The following is a 14523-nucleotide window of genomic DNA, read 5'->3' as shown; positions in this document are numbered from 1 at the left end:
TTCACAAAGAACAGATGCTCACGCTCAATAATCGTCCAGCGTCTGCTGGCCATTCTGCTCCGGTGCGCCGGGCGCCTTCATGCCCAGATGTTCATAGGCATGGCGCGTAACACAGCGCCCGCGGGGGGTGCGCGTCAAATATCCCAGCTGCATCAGATAGGGTTCGCACACGTCTTCCAGAGTGACACTCTCTTCTCCCAGCGCCGCAGCAATGGTCTCAAGGCCCACCGGGCCGCCGTTGTACATCTCGATAATGGCCCGCAGAAGGCTGCGGTCCATCTCATCCAGGCCAATCTCATCAATACCCATGCGCCGCAGCGCTTCCCGTGCGATGGGAGCATCGATCACACCGTCGCCCATCACGTCGGCAAAGTCACGGGCGCGTTTCAGCAGGCGGTTGGCCACACGGGGAGTTCCCCGGGCGCATTTGGCCATTTCCAGCGCGCCTTCCGGCAAAATGGGAACGCCCAGGATCCCCGCCGAACGGGTAATGATCTTGGCCAGCTCTTTGGGGCTGTACAGTTCCAGTTTCAGCAACACACCAAACCGGTCCCGCAGAGGGCCGGTGATCTGCCCGGCACGCGTAGTGGCCCCCACCAGCGTAAACCGGGGCAGATTGATGCGGATGGACTGCGCCGAGGGGCCTTTGCCGATCATGATGTCCAGCGCATAATCTTCCAGTGCCGGATACAGCACCTCTTCCACCTGACGGGAAAGGCGATGGATCTCATCGATAAACAGGACGTCGCCTTCCTGCAAATTGGTCAAAAGCGCCGCCAGATCGCCGGGCTTCTCGATGGCCGGGCCGGAGGTGATGCGGATCTGTGTGCCCATCTCATGCGCGACGATTCCGGCCAGTGTTGTTTTTCCAAGGCCCGGCGGGCCGTACAGCAGCAGATGATCCAAAGGCTCGCCGCGTTTTTTGGCCGCCTGAAGATAAATGCTCAAATTCTCCTTGGCCTTGTCCTGTCCGATGTATTCATCCAGAGACTTCGGACGAAGGCTGGATTCGTTGTCAAAATCCTCCGGCTCCGCCTGCGGGCTGACCAAACGGTTGGCAGCCGCATTGACGTCTACGGTTTCCAGAGCCATGGGTTACCTCCTTTTTCCAATGCCCTGCAATGCAAGGCGAATCAACTCCGCGGTGGGAAGCGCCGGGTCCAATCCGGACAGAGCCGCTGCCGCTTCCGCACCGGTATAACCAAGACCGGTGAGCGCGGCCGCAGCCGCAGCCATTCCCCCCGCCGGGGCTGCAGCCGCAGCAGGTGCGGACAGGTCCAGCGTTGCTCCCAGGTTTTTGCCCACCTTATCTTTCAGCTCCAGCACAATGCGCTGACCCAGTTTGGGGCCCACGCCGTTGGCCGCTGTAAATGCTTTATGGTCTCCGCCTGAAATCGCCAGAGCGATCCGGGCCGGATCCATTACACTGAGAATGGCCAGACCCACCTTGGGACCCACGCCGGATACCCCTGTCAGAATGCGGAACATTGCCTGTGCATCCTTTGTGGCAAATCCATACAGGGAAACATCGTTCTCGGACACATTCATCTGGGTATACAGGGTGCAGGTTTCCCCCACCGAAGGCAGTGCGCCCGCAGTCGTGGACGGAATCGCTGCCTGATATCCCACACCGCCGCATTCCACTACGGCCATGTCCGGCGTCCTTTCCAAAAGCTTGCCTGTCAGACAATAAATCATACAAAACCTCCCGGCCGGGTTCAGCCGGCTCATACCTATTAATAATATCCCATCTGCTGACGCCGTGTCTGGGCGATGCCATACTGCCGGGAGCGGAAACTGTATCCATGACAGATTGCCATGGCCAATGCGTCCGCCGTGTCGTCGGGTTTCGGCACTTCCGGAAGCCGCAGAATCCGTCGTGTCATTTCCTGCACCTGCTTTTTGGGCGCGCGGCCGTAACCCGACACACTCTGTTTCACCTGCAGCGGCGTATACTCGAAAATCGGCACGCGCGCCAGCTTCGCGCACAGAAGGATCACGCCTCTGGCCTCTGCCACCGCAATGACCGTTTTCTGGTTGGTGGTGTAAAACAACGTCTCAATGGCCACCGCATCCGGCCGGACTGTATCCAGAAGCTGCGTCATATCCGTATAAATTTCTTCCAGTCGGTCTTCAAAAACGGTATGTGAGCGCGTGGTGATCGCGCCGTACTGCAAAGTGGTAAACTGATTCCGCTCGTAATCCACCGCGCCAAATCCCACAATGGCATAGCCCGGGTCAATGCCCAGAATGCGCATACCGCTTTTCCCCCATTCTACAATATGAACTGTTTTAGTATATCACAAAATCACTGTCAAGACAATAAAAATCCCGGCTGGTGGCAAGTTCCAGCCGGGATTTCACAGGTTTTTCATGTTCACTCGTTTTGCAGCAGCTCTTCTGCGTGCCAGCGCATGGACGCGTCCACTTTCGGGCAGGGACCGTACTGCAGCAGATTGTAGGCAGCGGAAATGTTGGCCAGGCGTGCAATCTTTTTCGGCTCATATCCCTCGCACCAGCCATACAGCGCAGCCGCAGTAGACACATTACCGCAGCCGGTGGGGTCCACCACCGGGCCCACGGTCACACTGGGCGCAAAAGCCGCCTGCCCATCCTGCAGCATATAAGCTCCTTTCGAGCCCACGCGGAAGAAACAGGGCTTTTTCAAGCGCAGCAGTTGCTCAATGGCCTGTTCTTCCGTCTGCACGCCGAACAGCGCCTTTGCCTCCGGAAGATTGATGGAGAAAAGATCCGTCTTCTGAATGGTGCGAAGCACCCCTGCATGCCGCGCCGGGTCCAAGGCGGCCGAGGTGGGAATCTCCCACATAATTTTGGCGCTGCAGCGCGCACGAATCTCATCCAACTGGTCCCACATCTGCGAGGTTTCCACCGCTTCCACATAGATGCCTTTGGTGTCGGCATCGCAGCAGAGCGCAATCTGGCGGGCATTGAGCACATCCATTTCGTTGAGCAGCGCCTCTTCCTCTTCCCCGTAGCGGAACACCTCGCTGTGCAGGCCGGCTTCGCCGTAAATCAGGCGAGTGTACCATGTGTGGGGCAAAACAACGGACAAACCATCCCGTTTCAGAGCATTGGCATCCATCCACGCCCCGTAATAATCTTCAAAATCAGGCCCTACATTGGAAACATACAAGCAGTCATCGCTCCACAGTTTGATGCCGGCCACACAATACACGGAGCCGCCCAGCACACACTGTTTCTCACTTTTATCCGCCAGCAAAATGTCATTGACAATGGTCGGACCGGCCACAAGATATTTCATTTCAATGCTCTCCTCTCAATGCAACCAGCTGGCGCTGCAGTGCAGGTTCCACCGGCACGCTGTTTTTCAATTCATGCAGCAGCATCAGGCCGTGGTTCTCCTCTTCCAGCTGAGCCAGAATCGCGGCCATATCGCCGCCGTTCAGCGCTCCATCCCCCAGCACTTCATGCGAATCGTACTGTCCCAGTACAATTTTCACGCCGTACTCTTCTTTTTCATCCCAGGTCTCCAGAGTCTGAATCTCTGACAGCCAAGGTTCTGCCAACAGACCGTTGCGGAAATATTCCTCGCTCTTCCATTTGCAGTCCGACAAATGCACGGCTGCCACTTTCCCCCGAAGTGCAGGATGCAGGAGATTGCGGCGCACCCACGAGTGCGCAAACGCCCGGGGATCTTTCCCCTCTTCCTGCTCCAGACGGCGCATGTCCTCTGTCAACTCTTCTTCCGGCAGGAAGAAACGGACACTTCCATCCGGCATTTTGCCCACCGCATGCAGCAGATGATTCACTTCCCAGCCGACCCGCAACCGGTCAAAGGGATCGTAAATCTGCTCCAGCACAAAAGCATAATCCTCCGCGGTCTGCACACCGTGTTCCAGACCCCAGCCCGCATTTTCCAGTTCAATCACCGGGCTGTCCGCCGTCAGAAGCTTTTTCTCCAGCAGGCTGTTCACAAACCGCTGCAGCATAGCTGCCATTGCCTGCCGAATCGCCTGTTTATCCATATGGAAGGCCCACATTCCGTCAATGGGCGCATAATCAATCAGATGGAACACATAGCTGTCCGCTTTCAGCGCGGCCGCCAGTTCATATTCCTGCACCCAGCGTTTCATCATATGGTCGCCGGTCAAATCCCCATAATATGCATGAACATTTTCCTCGCCGCCCATGCGGTTTACCAGTTCCGCAAACCGGTTTCCCGTAAGAAACGCGGTCGGGTAAGCCCAATAGGACGCATGCAGACGCGCCACACAAATATTCTTCATCTGCATCAAAAGCGCCTGTTTGCCCGCCTCGTCGGAAAACAGGGGAAGCGTTCTGGGCTTCACATCATCCAAAAACACTTCCATCCCTGCCAAATGATACTCTTCGCTTATACGCTGTGCAAAAGCATGTGCATCTTCGGGCATCTGCTCCGGTTTCAGGGTGAGATACTGTTTCATAAAACGCCACGCTCCTTTCTACAACGACATTTTAACATGTATGCCCTTGTATTAAAACCACCTTTCACCATTTTCAGCATTTCCACAAAAAAGAGGCGAAATCTTTGTAACAGGCCACAGTTATCCTTTGTTTTTACAAAATCAGGATTGACGGAAAGTAGAACATGAATTATCTTGTATTATAGAGAGGAGGGCGCGAAATGCCTCAATTGGACCCCAATGTGAAAACGCCCTATTACGAACAGCTTCGCACACTGCTGCTGGAAAATATTCAGCACGGCGTGTATCTCTCGGGCGCCAAAATCCCCAGTGAAAATCAGCTTTGCCGCCAGTTTGGCGTAAGCCGCGTCACCGTTCGCAAAGCCCTGCAGGGGCTGACCGAAGAGGGCGTGCTTGTAAAAAGGCATGGAAAAGGGACATTTGTAGCGGCGCCGGTGGTTGTTGAAAAGCGTGCGGAACACCGCAGCTTTACCGCTTCCTGTCTCGAAATGGGCAAAAAGCCAGGAACGCACCTTGTATCGAGGAAGGTGCAAAAGGTGAAAAAGGACCTTGCTCAGCTTTTGAACGGGCAGACCGATCAGGGGGTACTCTGCATCAAGCGGGTGCGACTTGTGGACGAGACGCCGGTGATTTTTGAAATCGATTATTTTTCCGCTGGTGCAGCCTATCTGCTGGAAGCGGATGTAGAGCATATCCCGCTTCTGGAAGTGCTTCGGCAATATCGTCCTGTGCACACCCTGCATTTTGTGGAAACATTTGAAGTGCAATTTGCAAACCGCGAGCAGGCGCGCAGCTTGAACTGCCCTATCAATACGCCTCTGCTGGGCGTCCGCCAGGTGGTAAGCGATGAACTGGGCGTGGTTTATGTGAACGATCAGTTCATTCGAAGTGATATTTATAAATACGTGACGGAAAGCTGACGCTGTCCGCACACATAACAGGAGGGCTGAACTTTGAAGGAGATTCAGGAATATTTTCACATTGAGAAACCGATCATCGGAATGATCCACACCAAAGGTACAGATGACGAAGATGTTTTCCGCCGCGCCAAAGAAGAAATTGACATCTATCGTCAGCATCATGTAGACGCCGTACTGGTAGAGCCTTATTTCGGCACCTACCCGCAAGTGGCCCGTGTGCTGGAATACCTGAAAAATGCACAGTTTGGCATTCCCTACGGAGTCAACTGTCTGAACGTGGATGCCATGGGGTTTGAACTGGCCATTCAGTACGATTGTGCATTTCTGCAGCTGGATTCTGTTGTCGGACACGTTAAACCGAGGGACGAACCCACACTGGATGCCTTTTTCCGGCTTTACCGCTCCCGCTGTCAAGCGTTTGTCATGGGCGGTGTGCGTTTTAAATACCAGCCGGTTTTATCCGAACACACAGTAGAGGAAGACCTGCAAATTGCTACAACAAGGTGTGATGGCGTTTGCGTAACCCAGGACAAGACCGGTCAGGAAACCTCACTGGAAAAAATCATTACCTTCCGCCGGACCCTTGGCGACTTCCCTCTGTTTGTCTGCGCAGGCGTTACGCCGGAAAACATTGCAAGCCAGCTTCAATATGCGGATGGCGCTGTGGTCGGCAGTTATTTCAAACAGGGCCACAAAGACAGCGGGGATTTGTGCCCGGAATATGTGCAGCAGCTGATGGACGCTGTACAACTGGCCCGAAATTCTCATTAATCTAACAGCAGGTGCGAAATTCTTCGCACCTGCTGTTTTAAATTTAAAAATCTTTCAAAAAACACTTGCATTTTAAAAACACATTTGCTATAATAACAGAGCTGCGATTCATATGGACGGTTAGCTCAGCTGGTAGAGCACCTGCTTGACGTGCAGGGGGTCAGGGATTCGAGTTCCTTACCGTCCACCAAAATAAAACCACGATATACGCTTAGAATGTACGTATATCGTGGTTTTTTCTTTGCAGCAACTTGTATCTTTTGGCACATTTCGGCACAGAAATGACACAGTAGTGGCACGGGAAAATTTTTCCATATATAGAAATATTTAACTTCCAACCGTCCGGAAATTCCGAACAGCTGGGAGTTTTTATCGTTTAATGCAGCTTTTACTTCCGGGAGTTCTCTCGGGTCTCTTTCCGCCTGATTTACAGGCGCAGCGTCGGCCGGGGATTCTCCCGTCCCACTTGCATTTTCCTGCTGATTTTGTATACTATCATTAGATACGAGGGTATCGTCAGAAACCGCCTGCGGCAATTGGAGCCGCTTGGAGAGGATTTGATGGATATCCTCGTTTTCTTTTTCAGCCGCATCCATGGCTTGGGTACGAACCGCCCGGCTTTGTGCCGCTTGCTCTGCGCGTTTTTGCGCCCGCTCCGACAGCGCGATTTGCTGTTCAATGGGCAGGTTCTGCCATCCGTTCGGCATGTATTGCTCCCACGCGGCATCCTCCTGCTCCGTGCTCTGCATACGGTCAGGCGCTTTGCTCCGGGCAGCTTCTTCCGTCATCGCTCCGGGCACAGCCGCCGCAGGCTCTTCTGCGTTCGTCGGCGGGAAGGCCGCTCCGTTTTCCGTCTGCACCATCTGCATCCGCTTTCCCATTGTCGCATTCGTCCAGGTGATCGGCTCGCCCCTGTACTGCTCGTTCAGGTATTCGCGCAGGCTCCGCCCGTCCGGCAGGCTATAGGGGATGTTCAGACTTTCCCTTTCAAATGTTTGCCCGCTGTCCTGCTCCGCACCTTGGGTTATTCCACCCAATCGGGATCCGGAATGCCTAACAGTTCGATAAGTTTCTTGAATCCCTCTACCCCTCTCTCTTGCCCCGGCAGAGTGATACCTTCTTCCGATTCTTCCGTCTGCTTCTGTTCTTCCTCGCAGATTTCCAAATTCTTCTGCTCCTCTGCTTTCTTCTGTTCCATTCTGAAAACCTCTCATCATTTCCTGGATTTTGCTTTCAGAATAGCCCATTTCCCGCAGCATGTCAAATGCTTGTGGGTAGCCCCGTTCACTGTACCTAGCTTCCCCGCGCAAGTCCGGCCGGGTCAGCGCCCTCTGGGCGGCGCTATAGTCCGCTTTGTTTGCGGTGTCCCGCGCCTCGGTCTCTCCGGCCGCACGGCGGTATCGTCTAAACCCCGCCTGTTCCAGCGTCGGCTGCGCCAACACATCAAACACGCGTTCAATATAGTCCTGCCGCTCATCCGGCGTTTGCAGCTGTTGGTACTGCGGCGTGTCCTTCACTTGCCGGTACGCATCCAAAAGAACGTGCCATTTGCCGTTTTCCGTGCTGCTCCCTCTCGCAAAGCCCTCGCTTTTCTGAATCGCATGCTGAATTTCATGCAGCAGAACAGATTCCGGCTGTCCCGCCAGCTTTTCGTTCAAAAGGATGGTATTGCTCTGTCTATCAAACTTTCCTCTCGCGCGGTCCGGCAGATTCCCGGTGCGCAGCCGCACTTCTGCAAGTTCCGGATGTGCGCGGAACAGCGCCGGGTGCTCCAGCACATCCCCCAGCCGTGCTTCGCCGTCTTCCACGCTCCAGCTCAGCCGTGCTGTGCTGTCGTCCAGTTCCGTGCGCCACTTACCGTCCATGCTTCGGAACCAGCCGGTTTTCCGGCGGATGGCTTCCGCATCTTCTCCGCTTTGTTCCAGTTGCTTGGCGGTTTCCAGCGTGCTTTGCTGCAGGCTTGTCAGCTGCGCGCCTTCACCGATGTAACTGTACCTTGTCCCGTCAACGTTCCCGGCCTCGCCCCGCAGCAGGTTCACCAGCGTCCGCTCCGCTTCGTCCAGCATCGCTTTCTGGCTGTTTGTCAGCTTGATAGCGATGCTGTTTTTGATTCCCCGCACAAAATCAAGAAATGTCGCCATCAGCCCGCGGTCTCCGCTCACCGCCTCGGTCAGCTTTTGCGGGTCACTCACGATCTGCTCCGCCAGCTTCAGGGTCACTTCTTCTTCCAGCGCCGCGCTATTCACCGTTCCGTCCTCGTTCAAAAGACTTTTCAATGCCGGGCTGCTCTGCGCCGTGTACATGCTGCGCACTTTGTTTGCATAGTCGTTCAGGGCCGCATCCTGCTCGGCCATCCGCAGCACCGCGTTTTGGAATTTTACATACTGTTCCTCGTTCGCCTGCCGCATGCTGTGCCCGATCTCATGCACCGCTGTGCCAAAGCTCGCGCTGTCGCTGGCAAGGTTTACTGTAATGGTGTTGCCCTGTATGAATCCATCCACACCGCTTGCCGTGTCGTACACATACTCTACATTCAGCCCTTTGTCCGATGCCATGCGGTCAATGGCTCTCAGTTCCTCTTCTGTCACCTTCGCCTCTTCCAGGGCGCGCTGCTGCGCCGCCTGATGGAATACACCCGGTGTCTGTGCCTCATTTTGCGGCAGCGGCGGCATAAATACGCCATCTGCATTCCGCCACATTGCCAGTTCGTTGGCCAGCCTGCCCGTCTCATAATTGCCGATGCGTGCACCTTCCAGCTGCTTTTGGGCCAGCTGCGCCGCCTGTGTATAAGCCTCGCTGGTAGCATCCGTGCTCAGTCCCTGCCCGATCAATTCTCCCAGATTTCCGCTTTGATTGATTTGGCGACCGGTGTTATACGTATTTGCGGCGCTGTACGCCATGCCTGCACCACTGGTTCCGGCGCCCATAATCATGCCGCCCGCGCCCGCCATGGCCACACGCACGATCAGTTCCTTCAGCGCCTGTTTTTCGGCCTCGTCTTCGCTGCTTCCTGCTTCCATCCAGGCGTTTTTGGCGATATTGTAATCGGACACGTCCCCCATAATAATGGCATCCGCCACAATGTTGGCCGCTTCTGTCATGGCTTCCTCGCTGCCTTCCACCGCGAGGCTTTTTCCAAAGTTCAGCACAACGTCCCGCAGGCCCTTGGGGTTCACCTTTGCCATCGCCTTCAAGTTGCCCAGTCACACAAAACTTTGAGCATTTCTCTGCCGTACTGCTGGCATTTTCGCACACCGATTCCCGGCACACGCATCAATTCTTCTTCCGTCTGGGGGCGGCGTGCGCAAATTTCACGCAGAGTGGCATCTGTGAACACCACAAATGCAGGAACTCCCTGCCGCTTGGCCAGTGTCAGGCACATTTCCTTCAAACGGGTCAGCAGGGCCGCATCCAGATCCCGTTCTCCCCAAACAGTCTGCTGTTGCGCGCGTCGTGCCATCAACTGCACGGGGGATGCTTTTTGCTGCTGCGGGCAGCATACCGAACAATTGCTGCAAGGTTTCCAGGTGCGCTGGCCGAAATAGCGCAGCAATTCGCCCCGCAGACAAAACCGGCTGTGGCAGTAAAAAGTCATTTTCCGCAAACGCTCGCGCTGAAGTTCCCGGTGGTTATCTTCCGTTTCTCCGGGAGCCACCGGCTCGTCTGTGTTATCAATCAAAAAGTTTCCTGTGCGCACATCGCCCGGAGAGTAAAGCAAAATACAATCTGCCGGCTGGCCATCGCGCCCTGCGCGTCCGGCTTCCTGATAATAACTTTCCAAATCCAGTGGCATGTTGTAATGAATCACAAACGCCACATTGGATTTGTCGATTCCCATTCCAAACGCATTGGTCGCCACCATAACACGCACCCGGTCAAACAGGAAATCATCCTGTGCCTCCTGACGTGTTTGCGCATCGAGGCCTGCGTGATATCGCGCCGGGTGAAATCCATCTGCTTCCAAACGGCTGTAGACCAAATCCACCTTTTTCCGCGTGGAGCAATAAACGATTCCACTCGTATCTGAGTGGCGGCGCAAATAGTCACGAAGCACTTCATATTTTTCTTTTTCTTCCAACACCTGCACTTCGAAATAGAGATTCGGTCTGTCGAACCCGGTGGTCAATTCCAAAGGCTGCCGCAGTTCCAACATACGGCAAATATCTTGCCGCACTTTCTGAGTAGCCGTGGCTGTAAAGGCGCCCACCGGAATTTTTCCAGGCTGGCGGCGCAAAAACTCGGGAATTTGCAGATAGCTGGGGCGAAAATCCTGCCCCCACTGCGACACACAGTGCGCTTCGTCCACACACAGAAGAGAAATCTGCACCTGTTCGGCAAACCAAAGAAAGCCCGGTGTCAGCAAACGCTCCGGCGCGACATACACAATTTTGTACATTCCGGATGCGGCATTGGCCAGTGCCTTGCGGCATTGCGCTTCGGAGAGAGAGCTGTTGATGTAAGCCGCCCGCACCCCCATTTGCAGCAGGGACTGAACCTGGTCCTTCATCAGAGAAATCAGCGGAGAGACCACCACCGCCACCCCCTGACGCAAAAGAGCAGGCAGCTGATAACAAATCGATTTTCCTGCGCCTGTGGGCATCACCGCCAGTACGTCCTGTCCTTCCAGCAGGCTGTCCACCACTTCTTCCTGTCCCGGACGAAACTGGTCATAGCCAAACACCTGACGCAGGATTTCATATTTCTTCTGTACCAATTTCGGTTCCATGCCATCCCTCCTTACGCGCAGACTTCTCCCAGTATAACCCTAAACACCTGACCGTGTAAACAAAAAAGTCCGGGCTTTCTTTGAAAGCCCGGACTTTTTCATTTTACGCCTCGTAGACCACGCGTCCGTCTACCAGTGTCAAAGTAACCTTCATATCCCGGATCGTATCCATGGAACGGGTAAAGACGTTGTCGCTCAGCACAGCAATATCAGCTTGCTTGCCGGCTTCCAGCGTTCCTGTCTGGTTTTCACGATAAAAATCGTAAGCACCGCCGCTGGTCCACGCCATCAGAACTTCCTTTACCGTCAAGGTGTTTTCCGGATGGAAAGGTTCGCCGCCCTCGGGGAATTTCCCGGTCACGCTATGATACAAGGATTGAGGAATGTCATCAATGACCAAAGGCAGATCTGTGCCGCAGCACAAGCGCACGCCGCTGTCCGCCATTTTCCGGCGGTTCCAGTAGCCTTTTCCGCGCTCTGCGCCCAGCTTCTCCTCGATCATTCCCACTTTTCCGGCATAGTCCGCAATGGCCTGAATCTGCGGATAGAACTCACAAATCACGCCCATGCGGCCCATGCGTTCCAGATCCTGCGGGTCGCTGAATTCAGCTTCGGTCACCGCGTGGCGGTTATACACTTTTCCGTCATCCGTTTTGCGGCACTTATCATAAATATCCAGTACACGTGCCACAGCAGCATCTCCCTGGGCGTTCAGCGAAAAGCGGAAGCCTTCCCGGTCTGCGCGAAGCACCTCGTCCTCAATCTGCGCCCAATCAATGTCCTGCGCACAAACCGTATCCGGCGCACAGAGATACGGTTGTTTCAGGAAACCATTCATCTGGCTGATGGAGCCATCCGTCATGCGATTGAAGCCGGAGAACTGAACAAAGGGGCCCTTGAAACGGTCGCGCATGGCTTTGCCGTATTCCAGATTGGCGCCTTCTTTTACAGGTTGGCTCATAAAACTCACGCGGAGCGTCATCTTGCCGGATTTTTCCTTTTCCTCTAAAACATCCGTAAAGGAGCTGAAGGTATCATAACCGATCTCCTTGACAGAAGTAATGCCACGGCTGTTCAACATCTGCATATACTTATCAAACAGCGGTGCGCTGAACGCATGATCGTCCAGAATCTCTTCCATCAGTTTCCAGAACACTTCATTGCAGTCTGCGCTGTTGTCAAAGCCATAACGCTGAATCGCCGCGCTGTTCATCCAGAACGTCTCGGCGCCCTGCGCAAACAAGACCGCCGGACGCTGCGGGAACGTGCGGTCCAATTCTTCCGGGCCGCCGTTGGGCACAGCGGGATTCCATCCATGGCCCCAAACAGGTCGATCTTCCGACAGCGTATCCGCATAAGCCAAAGCAGCACGGGCAATTTCCTCGCTGCTTGTGGCAGCAGACAGATCTACGCCCACATAATTAAGAGACCAGCCGGTAAAAAATGTGTGTGCGTCCGCAAAACCGGGGCAAACAGTTTTGTCGCCCAGTTCATAAACGGTGGTATCTTCTCCAATCCATTCCGACGCAGGTTCACCTTTTCCCACCTGCAGCACTTTGCCATTGGCAACAGCTACGTACCCGGCAAACGGGTCGGCTCCGGTACCATCAAAAATACTATTGGATTTCAGCAGAATCTGCGCATATTCACTCATGCTCACATCACTCCTTGCTTTTAAGAAGCACGGCGCGTCGAATGAAGTGGCGGCGCACCGTATCACCTGGCTGTGTAAAGCGGCTGAAACCCTGTGTGTTATGTTTTCTTCAAGCAACGTGCTTGAAATTCTGTTACACTATAACACATTTTTTGTGTTCTCTGCAATAAAAAAACACTGTTTTTTTCTTTTTTGGATGATGGTACAGATTTTTTTCAAATCCTGATTCAGTATGCCGAAAAGTGGCTCATTTTTCAAAACCCAAGTTATACAAGTTGGCTGTTTTCCAATCGTCCCAAAGAAAATTTGGTCTACCAAACGAGCTTTTTTTATACCATTCATGCACAATTTTTATTGGACAATCCACAAACCTGCTTTCCGGTTTTCTGACACAACGCTGAAAATGCTTTAAAACCTCTTACATTCGCCTTTTTTGATTGATTATTTTTGTGCGCTATGCTAAGATATGCATGAAGTGGTATAAAAAACCTGGTGTGTTATGTATTTCCCTCATTTTTATTCCAGCAAGGATCGCCATTGTAGTTATTTGTGAAGCTGCAATGGTTAGGAAAGGAGAATCATCATGTCAAATCCTGAAAAATCCACTGCCGTAGCCAACAACGAGTTGGGACGTAAATTAGGGCTTGGCGCTGTCATTGCTCTGGGTGTTGGAACCACCGTTGGTTCCGGCATTTTCTCGTCTCTTTCGGAAGTTGCCAATGCGGCCAGCAGCAGCCTGTTCCTGGTGCTGGCGTTCCTGATCGGTGGCCTTCTGCAGGTTCCTGCCAACTTCTGCTATGCTGAATTGGCTTCTGCGTTCCCCGAGGACGGCGGCCAGTACGTCTATTTCCGTGAAGCCGGATCTCGTCCGCTGGCATTCCTGTGCGGCTGGGTCAGCTTCTGGGCCACTGACCCTCCCTCTATCTCCATCATGGCTCTGGCCATCGTGAACTATCTGGCTTACTTCCTGCCCATGCACGGCATCGTCCTGAAAATCGTGGCTACTGTATTCGTCCTGATTTTCATGGTCGTACATCTGCGCAGCGTAGAGGGCGGCGGTAAATTCCAGACGATCATCACCGCGCTGAAAATTCTGCCCTTTGTTTTGATCATCGGTGTGGGTCTGTTCTTTATGGATAGCTCCACTCTGCTGTCTTCCACTCCGCTGGCCGGCGCTTCCGCTACCGGCATCACTGCTCTGCTGGCAGGTATTTCTGCAACGACCTGGTCTTTCGACGGCATGGGCGCTGCCTGCTACATGTCCGGTGAGATCAAAGAGCCTGAGAAGAACATGCCCCGCGGCCTGATTCTGACTGCTCTGATCGTGCTGGCTCTGTATGTTGGCCTGACCTTCGTCGCTTCCGGCCTGCTGACCATTGACGAGCTGGCTGCTTCCGACGCTCCTATCGCGTTGCTGGCTTCCAAAATTCCCGTCATTGGTCAGGGCGCTGACGTTGTGGTCGCCATCATGGCTATCATCGTTGTAATCGGTTCTCTGTCCAGCTGCATCATGTTCCAGCCGCGCATCGAGTATGCAATGGCTCGTGACGGCCTGTTCTTCAAACAGTTTGGTCAGGTTCATCCCAAATATCAGACCCCGGCGTTCTCCATTGTTGTTCAGTGCATGGTCGCCATCGTTCTGATTTTCGCGTCCAGCCTGTCTGATCTGCTGGGTTACTTCACTGTGATTGCTTTGCTGAAAAACTTCCTGACCTTCGGCACGATCTTCGTTCTGCGCCGCAAAGCGCACTACAAACCCACTTACAAAATGCCCGGCGGCTATGTGATGCCCGTGATCGCCATGGCCATGACTGCCACCCTGATTTACTCCACCTTTATCTGGTCTGCTATCCCCAGCATCATCGCTGCGGTTGTTGCAGTCGGTACCGGTCTGCCCGCTTACTACTTGATGGAGCGCCAGAACAAAAACTCCGCTAAATAAGCGCATTTTGTAAAAAAACAAGCAAAATCGCCGCCGCCGGCAACGGCGGCGGCGATTTTCTTTTG

At 54.0% G+C, this 14523-nt stretch carries 12 protein-coding genes, 1 tRNA gene and 1 pseudogene; 4 read left to right on the top strand and 10 right to left on the bottom strand.

Translation table 11 applies throughout. The annotated features are described in order from the left end of the window. Positions 1–24 precede the first annotated feature (24 nt). From ruvB to WMO24_RS10240, 5 genes are all read right to left on the bottom strand, one after another. On the bottom strand, positions 25–1092 hold the full coding sequence (gene ruvB, locus WMO24_RS10260; protein ID WP_349216348.1) for a Holliday junction branch migration DNA helicase RuvB: 1068 nt from the start codon (positions 1090–1092) through the stop codon (positions 25–27). Positions 1093–1095: 3 nt separating this feature from the next. Continuing rightward, positions 1096–1698, bottom strand: coding sequence for a Holliday junction branch migration protein RuvA (gene ruvA / locus WMO24_RS10255; protein ID WP_349216347.1), 603 nt, complete (start codon positions 1696–1698; stop codon positions 1096–1098). Between the two features lie 38 nt (positions 1699–1736). Continuing rightward, positions 1737–2258, bottom strand: a complete 522-nt coding sequence (gene ruvC / locus WMO24_RS10250; protein ID WP_349216346.1) for a crossover junction endodeoxyribonuclease RuvC — start codon at positions 2256–2258, stop codon at positions 1737–1739. Positions 2259–2377: 119 nt separating this feature from the next. Continuing rightward, complete coding sequence (locus WMO24_RS10245; protein ID WP_349216345.1) at positions 2378–3283, bottom strand: carbohydrate kinase family protein; 906 nt, start codon at positions 3281–3283, stop codon at positions 2378–2380. Between the two features lies 1 nt (position 3284). After that, positions 3285–4445 (bottom strand): hypothetical protein, encoded by a 1161-nt coding sequence (locus WMO24_RS10240; protein WP_349216344.1) that lies wholly within the window; start codon positions 4443–4445, stop codon positions 3285–3287. Between the two features lie 200 nt (positions 4446–4645). Here WMO24_RS10240 and WMO24_RS10235 point away from each other — a divergent pair, with 200 nt between their 5' ends. From WMO24_RS10235 to WMO24_RS10225, 3 genes are all read left to right on the top strand, one after another. After that, entirely contained in the window at positions 4646–5365 is a 720-nt protein-coding gene (locus WMO24_RS10235) for a GntR family transcriptional regulator (protein WP_349216343.1), read from the top strand. A 33-nt stretch (positions 5366–5398) separates the two neighbouring features. Then, positions 5399–6136 carry a BtpA/SgcQ family protein gene (locus tag WMO24_RS10230; RefSeq protein ID WP_349216342.1) on the top strand — a complete coding sequence of 246 codons (738 nt, stop codon included), beginning with the start codon at positions 5399–5401 and terminating at the stop codon, positions 6134–6136. 114 nt (positions 6137–6250) lie between these two features. Continuing rightward, a tRNA-Val gene (locus tag WMO24_RS10225) sits at positions 6251–6326 on the top strand. An 834-nt stretch (positions 6327–7160) separates the two neighbouring features. On the opposite strand, the gene WMO24_RS10220 is transcribed toward WMO24_RS10225, so the two are convergent. From WMO24_RS10220 to WMO24_RS10205, 5 genes and pseudogenes are all read right to left on the bottom strand, one after another. After that, the gene (locus tag WMO24_RS10220; RefSeq protein WP_349216341.1) at positions 7161–7334 is read right to left on the bottom strand and encodes a hypothetical protein; all 174 of its coding nucleotides are present in this window, start codon (positions 7332–7334) and stop codon (positions 7161–7163) included. Between the two features lie 631 nt (positions 7335–7965). Next, positions 7966–8202 (bottom strand): annotated as a pseudogene (locus WMO24_RS15805) (LPD23 domain-containing protein); the annotation flags it as partial. 1124 nt (positions 8203–9326) lie between these two features. Further along, a complete protein-coding gene (locus tag WMO24_RS10215; RefSeq protein WP_349216340.1) occupies positions 9327–10862 on the bottom strand; it encodes a RecQ family ATP-dependent DNA helicase in 1536 nt (511 codons plus the stop codon). A 103-nt stretch (positions 10863–10965) separates the two neighbouring features. Further along, the gene (locus tag WMO24_RS10210) at positions 10966–12516 is read right to left on the bottom strand and encodes an amidohydrolase (protein WP_349216339.1); all 1551 of its coding nucleotides are present in this window, start codon (positions 12514–12516) and stop codon (positions 10966–10968) included. A 138-nt stretch (positions 12517–12654) separates the two neighbouring features. Then, positions 12655–12858 carry a hypothetical protein gene (locus WMO24_RS10205; RefSeq protein ID WP_349216338.1) on the bottom strand — a complete coding sequence of 68 codons (204 nt, stop codon included), beginning with the start codon at positions 12856–12858 and terminating at the stop codon, positions 12655–12657. A gap of 241 nt (positions 12859–13099) precedes the next feature. On the opposite strand from WMO24_RS10205, the gene WMO24_RS10200 reads away from it, so the two are divergent. After that, complete coding sequence (locus WMO24_RS10200; protein WP_349216337.1) at positions 13100–14458, top strand: amino acid permease; 1359 nt, start codon at positions 13100–13102, stop codon at positions 14456–14458. The last annotated feature ends 65 nt before the right edge of the window (positions 14459–14523 follow it).

The organism is Ruthenibacterium intestinale (assembly GCF_040096265.1).
Taxonomy (GTDB): domain Bacteria; phylum Bacillota; class Clostridia; order Oscillospirales; family Ruminococcaceae; genus Ruthenibacterium; species Ruthenibacterium komagatae.
The sequence above is the reverse complement of the archived record's forward strand: the minus strand, read 5'-3'. Positions and strand labels throughout refer to the sequence as shown.

Coding starts and splice junctions, on each gene's coding strand:
- ruvB (WP_349216348.1), bottom strand. CDS start 1,092: ATGGCTCTGGAAACCGTAGACGTCAATGCGGCTGCCAACCGTTTGGTC.
- ruvA (WP_349216347.1), bottom strand. CDS start 1,698: ATGATTTATTGTCTGACAGGCAAGCTTTTGGAAAGGACGCCGGACATG.
- ruvC (WP_349216346.1), bottom strand. CDS start 2,258: ATGCGCATTCTGGGCATTGACCCGGGCTATGCCATTGTGGGATTTGGC.
- WMO24_RS10245 (WP_349216345.1), bottom strand. CDS start 3,283: ATGAAATATCTTGTGGCCGGTCCGACCATTGTCAATGACATTTTGCTG.
- WMO24_RS10240 (WP_349216344.1), bottom strand. CDS start 4,445: ATGAAACAGTATCTCACCCTGAAACCGGAGCAGATGCCCGAAGATGCA.
- WMO24_RS10235 (WP_349216343.1), top strand. CDS start 4,646: ATGCCTCAATTGGACCCCAATGTGAAAACGCCCTATTACGAACAGCTT.
- WMO24_RS10220 (WP_349216341.1), bottom strand. CDS start 7,334: ATGGAACAGAAGAAAGCAGAGGAGCAGAAGAATTTGGAAATCTGCGAG.
- WMO24_RS10215 (WP_349216340.1), bottom strand. CDS start 10,862: ATGGAACCGAAATTGGTACAGAAGAAATATGAAATCCTGCGTCAGGTG.
- WMO24_RS10210 (WP_349216339.1), bottom strand. CDS start 12,516: ATGAGTGAATATGCGCAGATTCTGCTGAAATCCAATAGTATTTTTGAT.
- WMO24_RS10205 (WP_349216338.1), bottom strand. CDS start 12,858: ATGAATGGTATAAAAAAAGCTCGTTTGGTAGACCAAATTTTCTTTGGG.
- WMO24_RS10200 (WP_349216337.1), top strand. CDS start 13,100: ATGTCAAATCCTGAAAAATCCACTGCCGTAGCCAACAACGAGTTGGGA.